The organism is Pseudomonas reidholzensis (assembly GCF_900536025.1).
GTDB classification, from domain to species: Bacteria; Pseudomonadota; Gammaproteobacteria; order Pseudomonadales; family Pseudomonadaceae; genus Aquipseudomonas; species Aquipseudomonas reidholzensis.
Genome location: NZ_UNOZ01000040.1, coordinates 71,865 through 94,098, shown reverse-complemented (window position 1 = coordinate 94,098; position 22,234 = coordinate 71,865). Strand labels below are relative to the sequence as shown.

20 protein-coding genes and 2 pseudogenes are annotated in these 22,234 nt (G+C 64.3%); 2 read left to right on the top strand and 20 right to left on the bottom strand.

What is annotated here, in order from left to right; genetic code table 11:
• A pseudogene (locus tag CCOS865_RS27900) lies at window positions 1–288 on the bottom strand (phospholipase BipL); the annotation flags it as partial.
• A gap of 76 nt (window positions 289–364) precedes the next feature.
• On the opposite strand from CCOS865_RS27900, the gene CCOS865_RS27895 reads away from it, so the two are divergent.
• Window positions 365–928 (top strand): DUF6436 domain-containing protein, encoded by a 564-nt coding sequence (locus CCOS865_RS27895; protein WP_119147019.1) that lies wholly within the window; start codon window positions 365–367, stop codon window positions 926–928.
• On the opposite strand, the gene CCOS865_RS27890 is transcribed toward CCOS865_RS27895, so the two are convergent.
• Window positions 907–1,473, bottom strand: a complete 567-nt coding sequence (locus tag CCOS865_RS27890) for a sugar O-acetyltransferase (RefSeq protein WP_119147017.1) — start codon at window positions 1,471–1,473, stop codon at window positions 907–909. The two genes, CCOS865_RS27895 and CCOS865_RS27890, sit on opposite strands and share 22 nt — an antisense overlap.
• Window positions 1,474–1,558: 85 nt before the next feature.
• On the opposite strand from CCOS865_RS27890, the gene CCOS865_RS27885 reads away from it, so the two are divergent.
• The gene (locus tag CCOS865_RS27885) at window positions 1,559–3,931 is read left to right on the top strand and encodes a penicillin acylase family protein (RefSeq protein WP_119147015.1); all 2,373 of its coding nucleotides are present in this window, start codon (window positions 1,559–1,561) and stop codon (window positions 3,929–3,931) included.
• A gap of 146 nt (window positions 3,932–4,077) precedes the next feature.
• Here the strand turns inward: CCOS865_RS27885 and CCOS865_RS27880 are convergent, their stop codons facing one another.
• From CCOS865_RS27880 to CCOS865_RS27795, 18 genes and pseudogenes are all read right to left on the bottom strand, one after another.
• Window positions 4,078–4,950: a transporter substrate-binding domain-containing protein gene (locus tag CCOS865_RS27880; protein WP_119147013.1), complete on the bottom strand. Its 873-nt coding sequence runs from the start codon at window positions 4,948–4,950 to the stop codon at window positions 4,078–4,080.
• The gene (locus tag CCOS865_RS27875; RefSeq protein ID WP_119147011.1) at window positions 4,947–5,720 is read right to left on the bottom strand and encodes an amino acid ABC transporter ATP-binding protein; all 774 of its coding nucleotides are present in this window, start codon (window positions 5,718–5,720) and stop codon (window positions 4,947–4,949) included. Before CCOS865_RS27875 ends, CCOS865_RS27880 begins: the two co-directional genes overlap by 4 nt.
• The gene (locus tag CCOS865_RS27870; RefSeq protein ID WP_119147009.1) at window positions 5,717–6,376 is read right to left on the bottom strand and encodes an amino acid ABC transporter permease; all 660 of its coding nucleotides are present in this window, start codon (window positions 6,374–6,376) and stop codon (window positions 5,717–5,719) included. Before CCOS865_RS27870 ends, CCOS865_RS27875 begins: the two co-directional genes overlap by 4 nt.
• Window positions 6,357–7,006: pseudogene (locus CCOS865_RS27865) on the bottom strand (amino acid ABC transporter permease). Before CCOS865_RS27865 ends, CCOS865_RS27870 begins: the two are co-directional and overlap by 20 nt.
• Before the next feature lie 429 nt (window positions 7,007–7,435).
• Window positions 7,436–8,221, bottom strand: coding sequence for a MetQ/NlpA family ABC transporter substrate-binding protein (locus tag CCOS865_RS27860; protein ID WP_119147007.1), 786 nt, complete (start codon window positions 8,219–8,221; stop codon window positions 7,436–7,438).
• A 183-nt stretch (window positions 8,222–8,404) separates the two neighbouring features.
• A complete protein-coding gene (locus CCOS865_RS27855) occupies window positions 8,405–9,352 on the bottom strand; it encodes a sigma 54-interacting transcriptional regulator (RefSeq protein ID WP_119147004.1) in 948 nt (315 codons plus the stop codon).
• Between the two features lie 63 nt (window positions 9,353–9,415).
• On the bottom strand, window positions 9,416–9,997 hold the full coding sequence (locus CCOS865_RS27850) for an alpha/beta hydrolase (RefSeq protein ID WP_119147002.1): 582 nt from the start codon (window positions 9,995–9,997) through the stop codon (window positions 9,416–9,418).
• A 190-nt stretch (window positions 9,998–10,187) separates the two neighbouring features.
• Window positions 10,188–10,589 carry an ExbD/TolR family protein gene (locus CCOS865_RS27845; RefSeq protein WP_119147001.1) on the bottom strand — a complete coding sequence of 134 codons (402 nt, stop codon included), beginning with the start codon at window positions 10,587–10,589 and terminating at the stop codon, window positions 10,188–10,190.
• A 1-nt stretch (window position 10,590) separates the two neighbouring features.
• Window positions 10,591–11,313: a MotA/TolQ/ExbB proton channel family protein gene (locus CCOS865_RS27840; protein WP_119146999.1), complete on the bottom strand. Its 723-nt coding sequence runs from the start codon at window positions 11,311–11,313 to the stop codon at window positions 10,591–10,593.
• A gap of 45 nt (window positions 11,314–11,358) precedes the next feature.
• Window positions 11,359–12,162 carry an energy transducer TonB gene (locus CCOS865_RS27835; protein ID WP_119146997.1) on the bottom strand — a complete coding sequence of 268 codons (804 nt, stop codon included), beginning with the start codon at window positions 12,160–12,162 and terminating at the stop codon, window positions 11,359–11,361.
• A 427-nt stretch (window positions 12,163–12,589) separates the two neighbouring features.
• Window positions 12,590–13,579: a sulfate/molybdate ABC transporter ATP-binding protein gene (locus tag CCOS865_RS27830; RefSeq protein ID WP_119146995.1), complete on the bottom strand. Its 990-nt coding sequence runs from the start codon at window positions 13,577–13,579 to the stop codon at window positions 12,590–12,592.
• A gap of 3 nt (window positions 13,580–13,582) precedes the next feature.
• The gene (gene cysW / locus CCOS865_RS27825) at window positions 13,583–14,455 is read right to left on the bottom strand and encodes a sulfate ABC transporter permease subunit CysW (RefSeq protein WP_119146993.1); all 873 of its coding nucleotides are present in this window, start codon (window positions 14,453–14,455) and stop codon (window positions 13,583–13,585) included.
• 14 nt (window positions 14,456–14,469) lie between these two features.
• Window positions 14,470–15,288 carry a sulfate ABC transporter permease subunit CysT gene (cysT, locus tag CCOS865_RS27820; RefSeq protein WP_012274724.1) on the bottom strand — a complete coding sequence of 273 codons (819 nt, stop codon included), beginning with the start codon at window positions 15,286–15,288 and terminating at the stop codon, window positions 14,470–14,472.
• 92 nt (window positions 15,289–15,380) lie between these two features.
• Window positions 15,381–16,388 carry a sulfate ABC transporter substrate-binding protein gene (locus tag CCOS865_RS27815; RefSeq protein WP_119146991.1) on the bottom strand — a complete coding sequence of 336 codons (1,008 nt, stop codon included), beginning with the start codon at window positions 16,386–16,388 and terminating at the stop codon, window positions 15,381–15,383.
• Between the two features lie 47 nt (window positions 16,389–16,435).
• Complete coding sequence (gene oscA / locus CCOS865_RS27810; protein WP_016712582.1) at window positions 16,436–16,618, bottom strand: sulfur starvation response protein OscA; 183 nt, start codon at window positions 16,616–16,618, stop codon at window positions 16,436–16,438.
• A gap of 191 nt (window positions 16,619–16,809) precedes the next feature.
• Window positions 16,810–19,866 carry an efflux RND transporter permease subunit gene (locus tag CCOS865_RS27805; protein ID WP_119146989.1) on the bottom strand — a complete coding sequence of 1,019 codons (3,057 nt, stop codon included), beginning with the start codon at window positions 19,864–19,866 and terminating at the stop codon, window positions 16,810–16,812.
• Window positions 19,863–20,930, bottom strand: a complete 1,068-nt coding sequence (locus CCOS865_RS27800) for an efflux RND transporter periplasmic adaptor subunit (protein ID WP_119146988.1) — start codon at window positions 20,928–20,930, stop codon at window positions 19,863–19,865. Before CCOS865_RS27800 ends, CCOS865_RS27805 begins: the two co-directional genes overlap by 4 nt.
• Window positions 20,927–22,015, bottom strand: a complete 1,089-nt coding sequence (locus CCOS865_RS27795) for an efflux RND transporter periplasmic adaptor subunit (RefSeq protein ID WP_119146986.1) — start codon at window positions 22,013–22,015, stop codon at window positions 20,927–20,929. Before CCOS865_RS27795 ends, CCOS865_RS27800 begins: the two co-directional genes overlap by 4 nt.
• Between the last annotated feature and the right edge of the window lie 219 nt (window positions 22,016–22,234).

Here is a 22,234-nt window from a genome sequence, read left to right as displayed (position 1 = left end):
GATGACCGCGTAGCCCTGCGCCAATGCCCATTCGATCACATGCCGGTACAGGCCCATGTGGTCGTAATAGCCGTGCAGCAGGAACATCGTCGCCACCGGCTGCTCGGGCAGCCAGACCTGCCCGACCAGCTCGAAGCCCCCGGCCTGGAAGCCGCCAAGCCAACGCTGCACGCGCAGGTCGAGCCCGTACGAGCGCTGATAGTCCAGCGCCTGGGCCGATAACGCCTGGCGATCGGCGAGGGGCGCGAGGCTGGTACGCAGCAGGTCGGGGTGAAAAGGCGCGGGCATTGGCTACATCCGGAGCGAGTATTGATCTGTGATATTCAGGTCTGGGTCGCATCGTGGCAAGCTTGGCCACCTTCGAATGAGCAACTCTTCCCCCTGTGGGAGCGGCCTTGTACTGCTTGCCATCCTGCTCTGCACCGCCGTCCTGTGGTGGGCCTACGACAGCTTCCAGGCGCGCTACCTGCGCCCGTTCGACAACCAGACCACCCTGTTCGACGGCAGCCAGTTACGCCTGCCCGACGACCTCGCCGGCCCGGGCCCGATCCGCGTGGTGCACTTCTGGGACCCGGCCTGCCCCTGCAACGTCGGCAACCAGCAGCACCTGGGCGAACTGCTCGATCACTTCACCCCGCTGGGCGTCAGCTTCCACCTGGCACAAAAGCCCGGCAGCCACGGCCAACTGCTCGCCAGCCTCGACGCCATCGCCCACCTGCCCGGCAGCGAGCACCTGCCCGCCAGCCCCGCCGTGGCGATCTGGGACCGCCAGGGCCGGCTCGCCTACTTCGGGCCGTACAGCGAAGGGGCAGTATGCAACTCGAGCAACAGTTTCATCGAACCGATCCTCAGGGCGCTGCTCGAAGACCGCCAGGTCAGTGCCTCCAACACCCTCGCCGTGGGTTGCTATTGCCCCTGGGCTGGCTGACGCACCCGCGCCGGATTACCCACCACCACCGCCCCGGCCGGCACATCGCGGGTCACCACGCTGCCGGCGCCGACCACGGCGTTGTCGCCAATGGTCACTCCCGGCAGGATGATCGCCCCGCCGCCGATCCAGACATTGTTGCCGATCGTCACCGGCCGCCCGCTTTCCAGGCCGGTACGGCGCACGTCGGGGTCAAGCGGGTGGTCGGCAGTGTAGATCTGCACCGAAGGGGCAATCTGGCAATCGTCACCTATGCGCACCGGCAGCACGTCGAGGATCACGCAGTTGAAGTTCATGAAGGTGTTGGCGCCCACCGTGAGGTTGTAGCCATAGTCGCAGTAGAACGGCGGGCGGATCACCACACCCTCGCCAACCTTGCCGAAGTGCTCGGCCAATAGCGCGTGGCGGCCTTCGTTCGGCAGATCGGCACTGTTGTTGTAGCGCTGCATCCACTGCCGGTTGGCCATCTGCTCGGCCTGCAGTTGCGGGCAACTGGCGTGATAGAGCTGGCCACTGAGCATCTTCTGTTTTTCGCTGAGAGACATACGAACTCCTTTCGGGACTATTCTCTGATCGCTGATCGGTCGATGATCTGACCACCGTTAGCCGTGAAGATCACAAGGAGCTCTGATGAAACGCAGCCTGACCCTGCTGGCCATTGCCGTCGTTGTCGTCGCAGCAGCCGCTGGCGGTGGCTACTGGTACGTGCAGGGCAAGCAGCCGCAGCGCGAGGGCGAGTTGCCGCTCAAGGGCCTGCAGGCTGCGGTCAGCGTGCGCTACGACACCCGCGGCGTGCCGCACATCCAGGCGCAGAACGACACCGACCTGTACCGCGCGCTGGGCTATGTCCACGCCCAGGACCGTTTGTTCCAGATGGAGATCATGCGGCGTCTGGCCCGGGGTGAACTGGCCGAAGTGCTGGGCGCCAAGCTGGTGCCCACCGACACCTTGTTCCGCAGCCTGCGGATCCGCGAACAGGCCGCGCGCATGGCCCAGCGCCAGGACCACGCGGGCCCCGCCTGGCAGGGCTTGCAGGCCTACCTCGACGGGGCCAATCAATGGCAGGCCAGCCATCCCAAGCCGATCGAGTTCGATCTGCTCGGCATTGCGCCCCGGCCGTTCACCGCTGAAGACACCCTGAGCATTGCCGGTTACCTGGCCTACAGCTTCGCCGCAGCGTTTCGTACCGAGCCTGCGCTGACCTACATCCGCGACCAGCTTGGCGCCGACTACCTGAAGATCTTCGACCTCGATTGGCAACCCGACGGCGCGCTCGCTGCACCGCTGGCCGACGCCGACTGGCGCAGCCTGGAACACCTGGCGCGGCTCAGCAGCGACGCCCTGGGCGATGCCGGCATCCCGCAGTTCGAAGGCAGCAATGCCTGGGCGGTGTCCGGCAGCCGCACCCGCAGCGGCCGGACGCTGCTGGCCGGCGACCCGCATATCGGCTTTGCCGTGCCGGCGGTGTGGTACGAAGCCGAACTGTCGACGCCGGGCTTCAGCCTGTATGGCTACTTCCAGGCGCTCAACCCCTTCGCGCTGCTGGGCCACAACCGCGACTTCGGTTGGAGCCTGACCATGTTCCAGAACGACGATGTCGACCTGATCGCCGAGAAGAGCAACCCCAACGATGCCGAGCAGGTGCTGGTCGATGGCCAGTGGACAAGGCTGGAAACCAGCCAGCAGCAGATCGCGATCAAGGGCGAAAAGCCACTGGACATCACCTTGCGCCGCTCGCCCCACGGCCCAATCGTCAACCGCGTGCTCGGCGACACCGCCGGGCCCACGCCGATCGCCATGTGGTGGGCCTTCCTGGAAACGGAAAACCCGCTGCTCGAAGGTTTCTACCAGCTCAACCGCGCCGACACCGTGAGCAAGATGCGCCTGGCCGCCGTGAAGATCCAGTCACCCGGGCTGAACCTGGTGTGGGCCAACGCCCGCGGCGACATCGGCTGGTGGGCTGCGGCGCAGCTGCCGATCCGCCCGGAGGGGGTCAACCCGGCGTTCATCCTCGATGGCAGCAGCGGCCAGGCGCGCAAGCTCGGCTTCTATCCCTTCAGCGTCAACCCGCAGCAGGTGAACCCGGCCAGCGGCTACCTCGTTTCGGCCAACTACCAGCCGCCTGCCAGCGTGCCGGTGCCGGGCTATTACAACCTGGCGGATCGCGGGCGCCAGCTCGACCGGCATCTGGCCAACCCCGAGATCAAGTGGGATACCCAGAGCAGCCAGGCGCTGCAGCTGGACACCCGCAACGACTATGGCCCACGCACCCTCGCCCCGCTTCTGGCGACCCTGCGCGAGGTGGCCGCAGGCGACCAGGAAAAGGAGCTGGTCGAGCAACTGGCGGCATGGACCGGCGACTATCCGCTGGACTCGACCAGTGCCACCCTGTTCAACCAGTTCTTCTACGAATTGGCGTACGCGGCGCTGCATGACGAGCTGGGCGACACCTGGTTCCCGGTTCTGATCAGCACCCGCGCCATCGACGCCGCCCTGCCGCGGTTGGCGGCGGATGCAGGCTCGCCCTGGTGGGACAAGCGTGGCGCCAACCAACCCAGTGATCGCACGGCGATCGTCCGCGAAGCCTGGGGCAAGAGCCTGGCGCACTTGCGCGAGACCTTTGGCAAGGACCCGGCGACCTGGCAATGGGGCAAGGCGCACACGTTGACGCATAACCATCCGCTGGGGGTGCAGAAGCCGTTGAACCTGTTGTTCAACGTCGGGCCGTTTGCCGCGCCGGGTACGCACGAGGTGCCGAACAACCTGTCGGCGAAGATCGGCCCGGCGCCGTGGCCGGTGACCTATGGGCCGTCGACCCGACGGGTGATCGATTTTGCCGATCCCGGGCAGGCGCTGAGCATCAATCCGGTCGGCCAGAGTGGCGTGCCGTTCGACCGGCATTATCGCGATCAGGCTGAGGATTACATCGAGGGGCGCTACTACAAGGCGCAGATGGGGGTGATCCCGGCGCGCAGTACCTTGAGGCTGGTGCCGGCCGAATGATTGCTGGGGCCGCTTTGCGGCCCTATCGCGACACAAGGCCGCTCCCACCCTGACTGCATATGCCCATATCTTCAGGGCATGCGCGGACACTGTGGGAGCGGCCTTGTGTCGCGAAAGGGCTGCGCAGCAGCCCCAAAATCGTCAGATCAACCCTGCCACTTGCCGCCTTCGACGATCACGCTCTCAGGCTTGGTGTCATCCGAGAGTTCCTTGCGCACGTACTGGTCATAGAGCTTGAGCAGGAACTTCTCCTCACCCAGCTTGGCCAATTCGGCATTGACCCAGTCACGCAGCTCGGTATTGCCCTTCTTCACCGCCGGCGCAATCGGTGCCTCTTCGCCGAGCAGATCAGGCAGCACGCGGTAGCCCGGGTTCTGTTTGGCCCAGCTGAACAGGATCAGGTTGTCCTGGGCATACGCATCGCCACGGCCATTGGCCAGCGCCTGCAGCGATTCGCTGTTCTTTTCGAACTTGAGCAGCTTCCAGTCCGGGTGGGTCTTGGTCAGCCAGATATCGGCGGTGGTGCCGGTGGTGACGATGATGGTCTTGTCGGCCAGGTCGTCGAGCTTCTGCACCGCACTGCCATCGGCGACGATGGCCTGCACCGCGACGCGCAGGTTGGGGTTGGTGAAGTCGACCGCTTCCTTGCGCTCCGGGGTGACGGTCATGTTGGCCAGGATCAGGTCGACCTTGTCGCTCTGCAGGAACGGAATACGGCTGGCCGGCTCGACCGCGACGAACTCCACCTTGTTCTCGTCGCCGAGCAGGTCCTTGGCCAGGCGGCGGCCGATGTCGGTATCGAAGCCGACGTAACGGCCACTTTCATCGACGAAACCAAACGGCGGTTTGTCGGTGAAGACGCCGACGATCAGCTTGTCGCGGGCCTTGATCACTTCCAGGTAGCTGGTGGCAGGGGTCGGTGTCGCCGGTTTGGGCGGTTCGTCAGCCTTGTTGCAGCCGGCCAGCAGGGCCAGGCCGAACAACGGCGCGAGCAGTTTGGTGAGGTGGGCAGTTTTCATGACAGTTCCTTTTCAAGTGTCTTCGGCAGGCTTTCGACAAAGGAGAATTTCTCCAGGAACTGCTGCGCACGTGCGGTTCGCGGTTGGGTGAAGAAGCTCTCGGGGTCGCTTTGTTCAAGGATCCTGCCGGCCTCCATGAACACGATACGGTCGGCCACCGCGCGGGCGAAGGCCATTTCGTGGGTAACGATCAACAGGGTCATGCCGTCGCGGGCCAGGCCCTGGATCACCTGCAGCACCTCCTTGACCATTTCCGGGTCGAGGGCGGCGGTGACTTCATCGAACAGCATCACCTGCGGGTTCATGCACAGCGAACGGACGATCGCGATGCGCTGTTGCTGGCCGCCGGACAACTGCCGCGGGAAAGCGTCGCGCTTGTCCAGCAAACCGACCCGCGCCAGCAGCGCCTCGGCCTGGGCCAGGGCCTCGGCCCGTTCGCGCTTTTGCACCTTGAGCGGGCCAAGCAGCAGGTTGTCGATCACGCTCATGTGGCCGAACAGGTGGTAGCTCTGGAACACCATGCCCACCCGCTGACGCACCTGGCGCCAGTCGGTATCCGCTGCGATCAGCGCTCGCCCGTCGAGGCGGATCTGGCCACTGTGGGCCTCCTCCAGGCCGTTCAGGCAGCGCAGCAGGGTGCTTTTGCCGCAGCCGCTGGGGCCGAGGATCACCACCACTTCGCCGGCCTGCACCTGCAGGTCGACCTCGTTGAGCACCTGCTGCTCGCCGAAGAACTTGTTGAAGCCTTTGAATTCGATCAGTGCGTTCATGCGTGAGCCCAGCGGCGTTCCAGCGCGCGCGAGGCGGCGGACAGCGGATAACAGACAAAGAAGAAGAACAGGAACAGCGCGCCATAGATCAGCACCGATTCGTAGGTGCGCTCGATGATCTGCTGCCCGGCCTTGATCACCTCGACCACGCCGATCAGCACCGCCAGCGAGCTGGTCTTGATGATCCGCGTGTAGATGTTGATGGTCGGCGGGGTCATGCGCTTGAGCGCTTGCGGCAGCAGCACATAGCCGTACAGCTGCCAGCCGGCCAGGCCGATCGACAGCCCGGCCTCGCGCTGGCCGCGCGGCAACGACTGCAACGCGCCACGCACCACCTCGCCGACTTCACTGGCGCCCCACAGCCCGAGCACCAACACCGCACACCAGAAACTCGGGATGCTGATGGCGAAGAAGATCGGCAGCCCAAAGAACATCAGGTACAGCCAGACCAGCACCGGGATCGCCCGAAACAGCTCCAGGTAGACCTGCAGGATCAGGTTCAGCAGGCGGTTGCCCAGGCTCGCCAGCACGCCGTAAAGCACGCCGCCCAAGGTCGCGAAGACGATCCCCAAGGCCGAGATGGCCAGGGTTTGCGCCGCCCCCGCCGCCAGCTGCGGCAGCGAGACCAGCAGCAGTTCAGGACCCGAACTGGCCATGTTGCAGCCTCCTTTCGAGGTAGCGCAGCAGCAGCGACAGCGGCAGGAACAGCAGCACGCAAAGCAGGGTCAGCACGGCCAGCATTTCGTAGGTCTTGTAGTACAGGGCGATATAGTTCTTGGTGGTGTAGAGAATCTCCGGCACCGCCACCGCCGAGACCACGGTGGTCTCCTTGAGCAGGAAGATGAAGTTGGCGAACAGCGCCGGCAGGCTGAGGATGCCGGCCTGCGGCAAGATCACGTGACGCAGCAGCTGGCCCTCCGACAGGCCGATCGAGCGCCCCGACTCGAGCTCTCGACCCCGGCACGCAGCACTTCGGTCAGGTAGGCACCGCCCATGAACGTCATGGTGATGATCGCCGCAGCGAAGCCGGAGACCTTCACGCCGAGGGTCGGCAAGGCGAAGTAGATGAAGAACAGCTGGATCAGCAGCGGCGTGTTGCGGGCCAGTTCGACATAGCCCTGCACCGCACGCCACAGGTAAGGGGTGCGCAGTACCAGGATCGTCGCGTTGAGCACGGCCACCAGCAACGAGGTGGCGATGGCGATCAGGCCGACCTGCAAGGTGACACCGACGGCTTTGCCAAAGGCCGGCAAGGTGCTGAGCATGAAAGCGGTGTCGAAGTTCATGGCTGGCGCCTCGACACGGGGGTGCGGGGGTACGGCATTGGAGTCATTCCCAGGGCGGCGCGAGGATTGCTCGGCGTCGTTCGACGATGAAATCGGGTCGTGCGGGTAAGCACGCTGGGTAGACTCTAAGGGTATAAAAACCTTTCTCTAAATACCTTTATTGCATATTGATATCACCCGTTGGGCTAACCGAAAATTTCCTGCCGGTGTGTGGGATCTTTCCTCGTAAAACCCTCTCCAAGCCCTCACAAACCGTGGCGTGCACGGCCATGACATCCACAGGGAGGAGAACGATGAACGAACAACTTGAGTGGTTGCTGGCTTTGCGCAAGGCCCTCGGCGGCCAGCGTTGAGCCTTCGGGTGTCAGTAGCGCAAAAAAAAGCCGACGCACCAGCGTCGGCTTTTTTTGTGGGCACGGCTGAGGCGTATCAGAACGCCGGCAGTACTGCACCGCTGTATTTCTTCTCGATGAAGGCTTTCACCTCAGGGCTGGTCAGCGCCTTGGCCAGCTTCTGGATAGCCTCGCTGTCCTTGTTGTCAGGACGGGCGACCAGGAAGTTCACGTAAGGCGAGTCGGCGCCTTCGATCACCAGGGCGTCCTTGGCCGGGTTCAGGCCTGCTTCCAGGGCGTAGTTGGTGTTGATCATGTCCAGGTCGACCTGGTCGAGCACACGCGGCAGCATGGCCGATTCCAGCTCTTTGAACTTGAGCTTCTTCGGGTTCTCGGCGATGTCTTTCGGGGTCGCCAGGGCGTTTTTCGGGTCTTTCAGGGTGATCAGGCCCGCCTTCTGCAGCAGGATCAGCGCGCGGCCGCTGTTGCTGCCTTCGTTAGGAATGGCAACGGTGGCGCCTTCCTTCAGCTCGCTGAGGTTCTTGATCTTCTTCGAGTAGCCACCGAACGGTTCGACGTGCACGCCGATCACGGTTTCCAGGTGGGTGCCCTTGCCTTCGTTGAAGCTCTTCAGGTACGGCAGGGTCTGGAAGTAGTTGGCGTCCAGACGCTTCTGGTCGACCTGAACGTTCGGCTGAACGTAGTCGGTGAAGACTTTGATCTGCAGGTCGATGCCTTCTTTGGCCAAGGTCGGCTTGATCAGCTCGAGGATCTCGGCGTGCGGTACCGGGGTAGCGGCAACGATCAGCTTCTCGGCCGCCTGGGCGACGCCAGTCAACGACAGGGCGGCAGCCAGGGCCGCGGTCAGCAGGGATTTCTTCATGGTGATCCTTAATCAAGCTGGGCCATCGGCGATGGCAATGTGGGGTGCCCAGTGCACGCTGCAGTGGGCGTGAGGCGGACGATACCGGGATTTGTTATGCCGCAACAATATCTTTTGCTTAGCTGCTTATGCCAAAAACAAACTGCCAGTAACGGCTTTGCTTATGAACCGCTGCGCGCCGCTCTAGCGCGCCGATCCATCCAGCGTGGCCAGGGTCTGTTCAAGCAATTGGCGCAGCGCGGCGGTGGTTTGCGGCTCGCGGCTGCGCCCCAGTTGCGCCAGCTGCGCGGCCAGGCTGGCCAACGGCGCGGTGTCGGGCAGGTCGAGGTGCTCGGGTAGGATCTCCTCGCCATCGCTGACCAGCAGGGCGAAGTGAATGACGTTTTCCAGTTCGCGGGTGTTGCCCGGCCAGGTGTGCGCTTCCAGCGCCTGCTGGGCCTGCTCGCTGATCAGCGGCAGCGGGCGCTCGAGGCGCACGCAGTAGATGCCGACGAAGTATTCGGCCAACGGCAGGATGTCGCCGACACGTTCACGCAGGGCAGGCAGTTCGAGCTCGCCCTCGTCCAGGTAGTGGTACAGGCGTTCGTTGAAACGCCCGGCGCGCACCGCCTGGGCCAGGTCGATACTGGACGCGGCGACCAGGCGCACGTCCACCGGCTGCGGATGCGCGGCGCCGACCCGGGTGACCTCGCGGTTTTCCAGCGCGGCCAACAGCTTGCCCTGGATCGCCAGCGGCAGGTCGGCGATCTCGTCCAGGTACAGCGTGCCGCCATTGGCCGAGCCAAACCAGCCGGCACGGCTGCTGGCGGTACCGCCGTGGGTACCGGCGCTGTAGCCGAACAACTCGGCATCGGCGTAGGTATGGCTGATGGCCGCGCAGTTGACCGAGACGAACAACCCACCGCGATCGCTGGCCCGGTGGATCTGCCGCGCCAGCAACTCCTTGCCGGTGCCGGTCTCGCCGCGGATCAGCACCGGCAGCGGTTGCGGCGCCAGCCGTTCGAGGGCCTGGCGCAGCTGTTGCGAACGCGGGTCGACGAACACCAGCGCCTTGGCACGAATGCTCAGCGGGCTTTTATCCAGCTCGGGGAAGGTCAGCAGGGGCTGGCCGAAAGGGGCGTGAAAAGTCATGACAAACTCCCGCCCAGGGCCACTGCCGGCCGGGCGTCTGGGTATTCGGTAACAGCCGCCGGATCAGGCACGGCGCAGCGTGTGTTGCTCGATCCGACCCTGCAGGCGGTAGAGGTAGGCAAAGCCCTGCTCCCAGCGCTCATGGCCGGACTTGACGTTGATATGCCCGGCGCTGGCCAGCAGCCCCACCTCGGCGCCCCACGACTGGGCCAGGTACAGCGCCCGGGGGACGTTGACCGCCGGGTCGTTGTCGGAGCTGACCACTTGGCTGGGGAACGGCAAGGCCTGCATCGGGATCGGCGCAAAATTGCGCAGTGCCGGCGCGCAGGTCGGCCGCTCGACATCCGCCGGGGCCACCAGCAAGGCACCCCGCACGCGGCCGAGCAACGCCGGGCTGGCCGTGGCCGCCCAGTGGGCGACCGTGATGCAGCCCAGGCTGTGGGCAATCAGAATCACCGGCGAGCTGTCGGCGGCGACCGCCTGCTCAAGGGCCTGGACCCAATCAGCGCGGAGCGGGGTCAGCCAGTCTTGCTGCTCGACCCGGGCGCTGTTGGGCAGGCTGCGCTGCCAGTGACTCTGCCAATGGTTGTCTGGCGATCCTTGCCAGCCCGGCACAATCAGGTAACGAATCGACTCATTGCGCATGGGGACGCCTCCTGCAAGTTTGCGTGCTTGGAGACCAGTATAGGGAGGGAGTTATATTCGTAAAGGAATAAGAAGCTATTTGTTTATAACCTTAATCGCCTTCCATCGCGTAGCGTGAGCCCATAAAAAAAGGGCCATCCCCTGTCTAGAGATATGGCCCCGAAGCACTTGCCTGAAGAGGGTTTGCCGGTCAGCGTGCGGTGATCACCGCCAGCTTGGTGATGCCGGCGCGTTCGATCGCGGCCATCGCCCGCGCCACTTCGCCGTAGTTGACGCCATCGTCGGCCTGCAGCTGCACGCGCAGCTCGGTGTCCTTGGCCTTGGCGGCCTTTAGGTTGGTTTCCAGCAGGTCCGGCTGGATCTCGTCCTTGTTGATGAACAGCTTGCCGCCGCCATCGATGCTCACCACCAACGGATCCTTCTGCTCGACCGGCGCCACCGCCTCGGTCTTGGGCAGGTTGATCGGGATGGCGTTGGTCAGCAGCGGCGCGGTGACGATGAACACCACCAGCAGCACCAGCATGACGTCGACCAGTGGCGTAACGTTGATTTCACTGAGGACTTCATCGTTGTCCTGGGTTGAAAAGGCCATATCAGGACGCCTCTTTCACAGGTTGGGTGAAGCCGGCCTGGGCCTTCTGCACAGCGGGGTGAACCAGCACGCGGAAGGCACTCTTCTGCGCCAGGCTGTAGAAGTCATGGGCGAAGTCGTCGAGGTCGGCGGCGGTCAGCTTGAGGCGCCGCAGGAAGTAGTTGTAGACCAGCACCGCAGGCACTGCGACGGCGATACCGACGCCTGTGGCGACCAGCGCCGCACCGATCGGGCCGGCGACGGTTTCCAGGCTGGCCGAACCGGCCGCGCTGATTCCCTTGAGGGCTTCCATGATGCCCCAGACGGTGCCGAACAGGCCGATGAAGGGCGAGGTGCTGCCGATACTGGCGACCACGGCCAGGCCGGTTTCCAGCGAGCGGCGCTCACGCACGATCTGCTGGCGCAGGGCACGCTCGAGGCGGTCCTGGTGGTTGATCGACTGGCTCAGGTCGTTGGCGTGGCCAGGTTCGCCAACGGCGATGGCGGCATAGCCGGACTGGGCGACGCGGGCAGCCGGGCCCGGCAGCTCATGGCTGATCTCGGCGGCCGAGTCGAGGCTTGAAGCCGCCCAGAACTGCTGGTGGAAGCGTTTGTCCTGGTTCTTCAGGCGCACGAACTGCACGACCTTGATCAGGGCCAGGCCCCAGGTGACGATGGAGAAGCCAACCAGCAGCCAGATGACTGCACTTTCAACGGATTCGAGGGGGGATGCCAACAGGCTCATGATGAAGTCTTCCTATGTTCTGTCGATGTTCTGTTCAGGTGCGCATTAACGAAGCTTGAAATCGATGGGGACACTGACCCAGCCGGACTGGGCCACGTCGCCCTGCTTGGCGGGGACAAAGCTCCAGCGCTTGACCGCAGCCAGCGCGGCGTCATCCAGCGCCTGGCGGCCGCTGCTTTTCTGGATCTGGATCTGCCCCGGCTTGCCGCTGGCCATCACCTCGACCCGCAACAGCACGGTGCCTTCCCAACCGCGGCGCTGGGCCATCTGCGGGTACTCCGGCGCCGGGTTCTTCAGGTACGCGGCGTTGGCCGAGGGCGGCGTCACCGGCGCGGGCTTGGGCGCAGGCGGCGCCGGTGGGGCAGGCGCGGCGACGGGCGGTGGCGGCGTTTCGACCGGCTTGGGTTCGGGCTTGGCGACCGGTTTCGGGGTCGGCGGCTTCGGCTTGGGTTTCGGTACCGGCTTGGGCGCGGGCTTGGCCGCCAGCTCGTCGACCACCGGCGGTGGTGGCGGCTCGACGACCGGCGGGGCCGGCGCGGGCGGCGGCGGCTCGACCACAGGTGGCGCGGGCGCGGCAAACTCGATGGTCATGGGGGGGATCTGCGGCGGCACGACCGGCAGCGGTGGGGTCGGCGCCTGGCTGACCCAATAGGCGGCGGCGCCGTGCAGGGCCAGTACCAGCAGGGCCAAGGCCCATTTGTCGCGGCGCTTGAGGCCGCTGACCGGCGTGCGTTGCAGGCGCAGCTGACCGAGTGGCAGGCGAAGCGTCCGTCCAAGCTCGACCAGGTCGCCCGGGGTCGGGCGCCATGGCTGGTCGTAGGCCCTGACGGCCGTCTGGACATTACCCATTGATCAAACTCCTGGGGGTCTTGATTCAGGTCTTCGGCCCTCCTTGGGTGGGCCTCGTGGCTGAATCATCGGTGCCAGACGCTTATCTCTGAAAGTAATGTTTAAAATTAAAGCTAGATCGTTATCGAATATTGAAATTGAGGGATTGCCGCAAAGCCTTATGATTCGAGGGCTCTGGGGCAGCCACCAAAACGCCATGCTTTGTAGGCATTTTAAATATTCGCGCAAGGCATCAAATCTTGCGAGGGCTGCGCCCTCGTTTCGCGACACAAGGCCGCTCCCACAGGGGTGCGGCCAACACCGGGGAATGCGCGGACCCTGTGGGAGCGGCCTTGTGTCGCGATGGGCTGCGCAGCAGCCCCCGACAATCTGCGAGGGATAAAAAAACCCGAGCCAGGGCTCGGGTTCTCGCTCATCACTCAGCGGCTCAGATATCCGCCACCTTCTGCCAGACCTTCGGCCGGAAGAACAATGTCTCGCCGCGCGCCAAACCGGTCAGGCTGTCGTGATCCTTGACCACTTCAGCCTCGATCAGCTCGCTCTGCCCCGCCACCTTCAAGGTCACCCGGGTGGTCGCGCCCAACGGGCGAATATCACGGACTTCAGCCGCATGATGGCCCTCGGTCTCATGCCGCGACAGCGACACCTCGTGCGGACGGAACAGCACATGGCTGCCTTCGCTCAGGCTCAAGCGGTTGGAGTCACCGAGGAAGTGGTAGACGAAGTCGTTGGCCGGCTGCTCGTACACCTCGCCCGGCGAGCCGATCTGCTCGATCACGCCCTTGTTCATCACGACGATACGGTCGGCGACTTCCATCGCTTCTTCCTGGTCGTGGGTGACGAACACCGAGGTCAGGTTGATGTCTTCGTGCAGCCGCGCCAGCCAGCGGCGCAGCTCCTTGCGCACCTTGGCGTCGAGCGCGCCGAACGGCTCGTCGAGCAGCAGCACCTTGGGCTCCACGGCCAAGGCGCGCGCCAGGGCGATGCGCTGACGCTGGCCACCGGAGAGCTGCTCCGGGTAGCGGTCGGAGAGCCAGTCGAGCTGGACCATGTTCAACAGCTCATGGACCTTTTCGGCGATCTTGCTCTCGCTCGGCCGCTCGCCCTTGGGCTTCATGCGCAGGCCAAAGGCGACGTTGTCGAACACGCTCATGTGGCGGAACAGGGCGTAGTGCTGGAACACGAAGCCGACGTTGCGATCACGCACGTCATGCCCCGAAACATCCTCACCATGGAACACGATGCTGCCGTCATCCGGCGTCTCGAGGCCGGCGATGATGCGCAGCAGGGTGGTCTTGCCGCAGCCGGACGGGCCGAGCAAGGCCACCAGCTCACCGCTGTGGATATCCAGGTTGATGTTGTCCAGGGCCTGGAAGCTGTTGAAGCGCTTGCTGACGTTACGAACTTCGATCGACATGAATTAGTCCTCCGCTGCGCTTTGACGCAGGCGGTTAATACGGTTCTCGCTCCACTGCTTGAGCAGCAGGATGAAGAGCGCCAGGATCAGCAGCAGGCTCGCCACGCTGAACGCCGCGACGTGGTTGTATTCGTTGTAGAGGATTTCGACGTGCAGCGGCAAGGTGTTGGTGACGCCACGGATATGCCCGGAGACCACCGACACCGCACCGAACTCGCCCATCGCCCGCGCGGTACACAGCACCACGCCATAGATCAGGCCCCATTTGATGTTCGGCAGGGTGACGTGCCAGAACATCTGCCAGCCGTTGGCCCCGAGCAGACGCGCGGCCTCCTCTTCCTGGGTGCCCTGCTCCTGCATCAGCGGGATCAGCTCACGGGCAACGAACGGCACGGTGACGAAGATGGTCGCCAGGACGATGCCCGGCAGGGCGAACACGATCTGGATGTCGTGGTCCTGCAGCCACGGCCCGAACAGGCCCTGGGCGCCGAACATCAGCACATAGACCAGGCCGGCGATCACCGGCGACACCGAGAACGGCAGGTCGATCAGGGTGACCAGGATGCTCTTGCCCGGGAACGTGTACTTGCTCACGCACCACGCGGCGCTGACCCCGAACACCAGGTTCAGCGGCACCGAGATGAACACGGCGAGCAGTGTCAGCTTGAGGGCCGACAAGGCATCGGGCTCGAAGATCGCTTCGAAGAACGTGCCGAAGCCGTTTTTCAGGGCCTGCGACACGACGATCACCAGCGGCAACAGCAGGAACAGCGCAAACACCAGCCAGCCAAGGCTGATCAGCACGCGACGCGACGTGGCGCTGCCACGGCGGGCGGCGTTGGCCGCAGCGGCGGCACCAATAGTTGAACTAGACATGACCTGGGCCTCCTTCAAGGGGTTTCGATGCGCCGCTGGAGCAAGTTGATCAGCAGCAGCAGGATGAAGGAAACCACCAGCATCAGGACGCCGATGGCGGTGGCGCCGGTGTAGTCGTACTGGTCGAGCTTGACCATGATCAGCAGCGGCAGGATCTCGGTCTTCATCGGCATGTTGCCGGCAATGAAGATCACCGAGCCATACTCGCCGACGCCCCGCGCAAAGGCCAGGGCGAAGCCGGTCAGCCAGGCGGGCAACAAGGCCGGCGCGAGGATGTGACGGAACACCTGCAAGGGCTTGGCGCCCAGGCAGGCAGCCGCCTCTTCGACCTCACGCGGGATGTCGGCGAGCACCGGCTGCACCGTACGGACCACGAACGGCAGGGTGACGAAGGTCAGTGCCAGGGTGATGCCCAGTGGCGTGTAGGCGATCTTGAAGCCCAGGTCGGTGGCGAACTGGCCGACCCAGCCCGCCGGGGCGTACAGCGCGGTCAGCGCGATACCGGCCACGGCCGTGGGCAGGGCGAACGGCAGGTCGATCATCGCGTCGATGATCTTGCGCCCGGGGAAGGTGTAGCGCACCAGCACCCAGGCCAGCAGGGTGCCGATCACGCCATTGATGATGGCGGCGAACAGGGCAGTGCCGAAACTCAGCTTCAATGCAGCGATCACCCGCGGCGCACTGATGATGTTCCAGAACTGCTCCCAGGTCAGCTGCGAGGCATGGATGAACATGGCCGCCAGCGGTATCAGCACGATCAGGCTGAGGTACACCAAGGTGTAGCCCAGGGTCAGCCCGAAGCCGGGTATGACGGGGGAAATACGACGTGACATAAAGGTCCCTGGTTGAACGCACAAAGCCCAGGACAAATCCTGGGCCGGTGCAGGCTACTGAAGGGTGTTACTCCCGTGGAGCACAGCAGTGCTTACTGTGCCTGGTAGATCTGGTCGAACACGCCGCCATCATTGAAGAACTTAGGCTGTGCAGTCTTCCAGCCGCCGAAGTCCTTGTCGATGGTCACCAGGTCGAGTTTCGGGAATTGCTTGCCGAATTCTGCTGCGACCTTCTCGTCACGGGGACGGTAGAAGTTCTCGGCGGCGATCTTCTGCCCAGCCGGGCTGTACAGGTGCTTGAGGTATTCGGTGGCAATCGCGGTATTGCCCTTCTTGTCAGCGTTCTTGTCGACCACGGCCACGGGCGGCTCGGCAAGGATCGACAGCGAAGGCACGACGATTTCGAACTTGTCGCTGCCGCCGTCTTCCTTGAGCGCCAGGAAAGCTTCGTTTTCCCAGGCCAGGAGCACATCGCCCTGGCCGTTGTTGACGAAGGTGATGGTCGAGCCGCGGGCGCCGGTGTCCAATACCGGAACGTGCTTGAACAGCTCTTGCACGTAGGCCTTGGCCTTGTCTTCGCTACCGCCGGTCTTCAGGCCGTAGGCCCAGGCGGCGAGGAAGTTCCAGCGCGCACCGCCGGAGGTTTTCGGGTTCGGGGTAATCACCGAGACGTCGTTCTTGACCAGGTCGCCCCAGTCCTTGATGCCTTTCGGGTTGCCCTTGCGCACCAGGAACACGATGGTCGAGGTGTACGGCGTGCTGGCGTCCGGCAGGCGGGTCTGCCAGTTGTCCGGCAGGGTCTTGCCGAGCTTGGCGATTTCGTCGATGTCGCCGGCCAGGGCCAGGGTCACCACGTCGGCGCGCAGGCCGTCGATCACTGCCCGGCCCTGTTTGCCCGAGCCACCGTGCGATTGCTGGATCTTCACCTTGTCGTCCGGATGCGCTTGCTGCCAGTGCTTGATGAACTCGGCGTTGTACTGTTGGTACAGCTCACGGGTCGGGTCGTAGGACACGTTCAGCAGTTCGTAGTCCTTGGCGATGGCGGAACCGGCAAAAACGGCACTGGCCAGAGCGGCAAGCGCATAACGGCGGATGGACATGGTGAAGCTCCCGATTGGCATTTTTCTAATTAGTAGGTGAGGCGGTATCAGCCGGCCTTGTTGCCGGGCTGTTGCAGGCGGAACTTCTCCTTGCGCTCGATCTGTACGACCTGAGCGTTGTGCACGGTAATCTCCACCGCACCAAATCGCAGATCGCGCAGGGCGCTCTGGATCTCACGCAGAATAGTGGCTTCGTCCTGACCGTCGATGCTACGCAGAGATGCACTCATGCTCGTTCTCCTGTGAGTGAAGTGCCGGGCAGGGTTTGAAGGGGATTTGCGCCTGGCTTGAGGCTCATAGTAGTGAGGCGCGGATATTCTTAAAAATACTGTTTAAGAATGTTTATATAACCAACAGTGCTGAGTGGGTCGCACCGACCCCGCAGACAGGGGCTTGCCCACGCCTGCAGGGTTCCGGACGGTCAGCTCGGTTGTTTTTCTGGCTCGCGGATCTTGTACCAGGCGACGTACAGCGCCGGCAGAAACAGCAGGGTCAGCAGCGTTGCGCTGATGATGCCGCCGATCATCGCGTAGGCCATCGGCCCCCAGAACACTTCCCGGGCGATGGGGATCATGCCCAGGCTGGCCGCCGCCGCGGTCAGCAGTATCGGCCGCCGACGATGGTTGGTCGCCTCCATCACCGCGTCCCACGGCGTGTAGCCCTGGGCCTCGAACTCGTCGATCTGGGTGACCAGGATCACCGAGTTGCGGATGATGATCCCGGCCAGGGCAAGAATCCCCAGGATCGCCACGAAGCCCATCGGCGTCCCCGTCGGCACCAGCGCCACGACCACGCCAATCAGCCCCAGCGGCGCCACGCTGACCACCAGAAACAGCTTCTGCACGCTGTGCAGCTGGATCATCAGGAAGGTCGCCATGAGGAACAGCATCAGCGGGATGACCTTGGCGATCGGCCCCTGGGCCTTGCTGCTCTCCTCCACGGTACCGCCGGTGGCGACGCCGTAGCCGACCGGCAGCTTGCTGGCAAAGGCGTCGATGTCCGGCTTGAGCTGGGCCACCAGGTCGGTCGGCTGGATCTCGCCGTTGACCGAGGCCTTGATGGTGATGGTCGGCTTGCGATCACGCCGCCAGACCAGCGGCTGCTCGAGCTCATAGCGCACCGTGGCGAAGGCCAACAGCGGGATCGAGGTGCCGCTGGGGGTGAGGATCTGCAGGTTCTGCAAGGTGTCCGGCGAGCCGCGCTCGCTGTCCTCGGCGCGGGCGATCACGTCGATCAGGTAGATACTGTCGTTGACCTGGGTGACTGGCACGCCGCTGACGATGCTGTTCATCACGTTGGCCACGTCTTCGGACGACAGGCCCAGCTGGCGCGCCTTGTCCTGGGCAATCTCGACCCGCACGACCTTACCCGGCTCGTTCCAGTCGTAGATCATCTCGCCGATGTGCGGATTGTTGTCGAGCAGCGTCGCCAGTTCGATGGCGTGCTTGCGCACCTGGTCGATGTCCTTGCCGCTGACACGGTACTGGATCGGCCGACCGACCGGCGGGCCCATTTCCAGCGACTGGACGTTTGTGCCGATGCCGACGAAGTCTTCGCGCAGGAGTTTCTGCAGGCGCTCGATCATGCCCTGGCGCTCTTCCAGGCCCTTGCTGACGATCACCAGCTGGGCGTAGTAGGGGTTCTGCAGTTGCTGGTCGAGGGGCAGGTAGAAGCGAATCGCGCCCTGGCCAATGTAGGTGCTCCAGCGCACCAGGTCGGGGTCGTCCTTGATCTTCGCCTCGAGGCGATCGACCACCTTGCGGGTCTCTTCGATCGAGGCGTTCTGCGGCAGGTTGAGGTCGACCAGGATCTCCGGCCGGTCCGACGACGGGAAGAACTGGTTCTGTACGAAGCGCATGCTGAAAATCGCCAGGGCGAACAGCAGCACGGTGCCGATGATGGTCAGCCAGCGATGGCGCATGCACCACACCAGCCCGCCCTCGAACGCCCGCCCGACGCGACCTGGCTCGGCATCATGGGACTTGAGCTTGTCACTCTTGAGGATATGCACGCCCAGCACCGGGGCGAAGAACACCGCCACCACCCACGACACGATAAGCGCCACGGCGATCACCGCGAACAAGGTGTAGGTGTATTCACCCGCCGAGCTGGCGTTGAGCCCGATCGGCACGAAGCCGGCCACTGTCACCAGGGTACCGGTGAGCATCGGGAAGGCGGTCGAGGTGTAGGCGAAGGTCGCCGCATCCTCCTTGCTCTCGCCCATTTCCAGGCGCGTGACCATTACCTCGACGGTGATCATCGCATCGTCGACCAGCAGGCCCAGGGCGATGATCAGCGCCCCGAGCGAGATCCGCTGCATGGTGATGCCGCTGTATTCCATGAACACGAAGACCATGGCCAGCACCAGCGGAATCGAACACGCCACCACCAGCCCGGCGCGCACGCCGAGGCTGACGAAACTCACCGCCAGAACGATCACCACGGCTTCGAACAACGCGCTGGTAAAGCCGCCGACGGCCTGCTTGACCACCACTGCCTGGTCCGACACGGTGTGCACGCCAACGCCCACCGGCAGGTCGCTGACGACGCTGTCCATCTTCTGCTTCAGCGCCTCACCGAACACCTGGATGTTGCCACCGGCCTTCATGCCGATGGCCAGGCCGATGGCGGTCTGGCCGTTGTAGCGGAACATAGGTGCCGGTGGGTCGCTGTAGCCGCGCTCGATGTCGGCGATGTCAGCGAGGCGGAAGAAGCGGTCGTTGATCCGCAGGTTGACGCCTTCCAGGTCTTTTTCCGAGGCGAACTGGCCGGTGGTGCGCACCGAGATACGCTCCGGCCCGGCTTCGATCACCCCGGCCGGGGTCACCGTGTTCTGTGCTTGCAGGGCTTGCATGACCTGGCGTTGATCAATCCCCAGGGCGGCCAGCTTGCGCGTCGAGAAATTCAGGTAGAGCACTTCGTTCTGGGTGCCGACCAGCTCGATCTTGCCGATGTTCGGCACTTCGCGGACCTCGGCGCGGGCCTGCTCGACGTAGTCACGCAACTGGCGCAAGGTGAGGCCGTCGGCGGTGAAGGCATAGATCGAGCCGAACACGTCGCCGAACTCATCGTTGAACGCCGGGCCCTGGATGCCCTGGGGAAACTGGCCACGAATGTCGTCGATCTTCTTGCGCACCTGGTACCAGATCTGCGGGATGTCGCCCGCCTTGGTGGTGTCGCGCAGGTACACGTAGACGGTCGACTCGCCGGGGCGGGTGTAGCTCTTCACGTAGTCGAGCGAATCAAGCTCCTCGAGCTTCTTCTCGATGCGGTCGGTGACCTGGTAGAGCGTTTCGTCCTGGGTCGCGCCGGGCCAGCGGCTCTGGATGACCATGGTCTTGATGGTGAACGACGGGTCTTCCTCGCGGCCCAGGTTGAAATACGAGAACACCCCCATCAGCAGGCCGACGAACATCAGGTACCAGACAAAGGACTGGTGCTTGAGCGCCCATTCGGACAGGTTGAAGCTTCCTTTCATGGTGCTTCCTCGTCGAATGTGACCTGCTGGCCGGGCTTGAGGCTGTTGACCCCGGCGGTGACCACGCGCTCGCCGGGCTGCACGCCAGACGCCAGAACGATGCTGTTGTCGGTGCGTTCGATCAGGGTGACATCACGTGCGGTGACGGTCTTTTGCTGCGGGTCGACCACCCACACCTGGGTCTTGCCATCGCGCTCGAGCAGGGCGGTGCGCGGCAGCTCGCTGCGCGGGCTGACCATCGAGGTCAGGGTGACGCTGATCGCAGTGCCCAGGTGGAACGCGTCGGGGGTATGGGCCAACGTCAGCCGGGCGCGGCGGGTGCGGGTGGTGGCGTCGGCCTGGGGTTCCAGTTCGCGCAGGGTGGCGGTGGTGTTGATGCTCGGGTCGAGCTGGGAGGCGACGGTGAAGGTGAGGTCCTTGTTCAGTTGCTCGGCGAGCTGGATCGGCAGGTCGATCACGGCTTCCTTGATGTCCGGACGCGCCAGGGTGACCACCTCCTGGCCGGCACTGACGGTCTGCCCGGCCTCGGCACGCCAGGCGGTGACCACCGCCGCGTGATCGCTGCGCAGGGTGCTGTAGTCGAGTTGGTCGCGGGCCTGGCTGACCGCCGAACGTGCCTGTTCGAGCGAAGCACCGGTGGTTTTCAGGTCGGTCAGGGCGATGTCCAGTTGCGCCTGGGCGCCAACACCCCGGTCGTACAGCTGTTGCTGGCGGCGGGCATTGGCCTGGGCGTTGATCCATTGCGCCTGGACCCGCGCCAGGTCGCCCTCGGCGGCGCGCAGCTGGTTCTGCTGGTCGGTCGGGTCGAGGGTGGCCAGGGTGTCGCCCGGGTTGACCCGGGCACCGACGTCCAGCCAGCGGCGAGCGATGCGCCCGGACACACGAAAGCCCAGGGTACTCTCGAAGCGCGCCTGGATACTGCCGGCGAAGCGCCCCAGCTGGGCCTGCACCTGCGGCTCTACCAGGGTCGAGAGTACCGGGCGAATAGGCTCGGGCTTTTTCTCGTCATTGCCACAGGCGGCCAACAGCACGCAGGTGCAGAGCATCGGAAACAGGCGGTTCATGGCGCGGCACCTCCATCCTTGGCGTCGACCTTTTTCACCTGCATACCGGGGTGCAGCAGCTGTGCGCCGCTGACCACCACGGTTTCGCCGCCCTTGATGCCGTCGGCGATGACCACCTTGCCTGTCAGGTAGCGCCCGACCTGGACCTTGCGCAGTTCGACCTTGTCGCCCTCGCCCACCACCCACACGGCGGGCTCCTTGAGCGCCTTGGTCAGTGCCGACCACGGCAGTTCGATGCTCGCCCGGCCCTGGGTACGGCCGGTGGCGGTGACCGGCGAGCCCAGCTGCATGCCGGCCGGCACGTTGTGCAGCGCGACCTTGACCTGCACCGTGCCGCTTTCGGCGGAGACCGTCGGGGTGATTTCTCGCACCTTGCCCTCGGCCTTGACCTTGGGATCATCGAGCAGGCTGACGATCACCCCCTCGTCGCTGGGGGGTGCGATCAGCAGCGATTCGTAGACGTTGAACACCGCATCGCGGTCGCCATCGACGGCCAGGCTGAAGATCGGCATGGTGGCCTGCACTACTTGGCCGACCTCGGCCTGGCGCGCGGTGATCACCCCATCGGCCTCGGACACCAGTGCGGTGTAGCCGAGCTGTTCCTTGGCGTTGGCCAGCTGTGCCTGGGCCGCCTTCAGCGCGCTCTGGCTGCCGCGCAGGGCGGCCTGGGCAGCATCGTATTCGCTCTGGCTGGTGTAGCCCTTGGGCAACAGTTTTTGCTGGCGGACGAACGCCGCGCTGGTCTGGGTGACCCGTGCCTGTTCGGCGAACACCTCGGCCTTGGCGGTATCGACGTTGTTCTGCAGGTCCTTGGGGTCGAGCCGGGCGAGCACCTGGTTGGCCTTGACGTGGTCACCGACATCGACGCTGCGCGAAATGATCTTGCCGCCGACGCGGAACGACAGGTCAGTCTGCACACGCGCCTGCACGTCGCCGGTCAGGGTGACCTTGGCGGCGAAATCGGTGGGTTCGACTTGCAGTACGCCGACGCGGGGCAGTTCCGGGCTCGAGACTTCCTGCTCGCACCCCGACAACATGAACAGCAACCCCAGGCAAACGACCGACAGTAGACGCCTCAACGTCATGCGGGCTCCTTGCTTGCGCGCAAATGGTTCGAGGGATGCGACTGTTAGCGTAGATCAGGGTTCAGAAAAGGACACTGATGGGGGTCAGTTGAAGTGATTTGTCGATTGATCGGGCCTCTTCGCGGGTAAACCCGCTCCCACGTGCCCTGTGTGAGTTTACCCGCGAAGAGGCCGGTAGCTTCAGAGCAGAGCCTTTGCCATATCCAGAAACCATCAGCC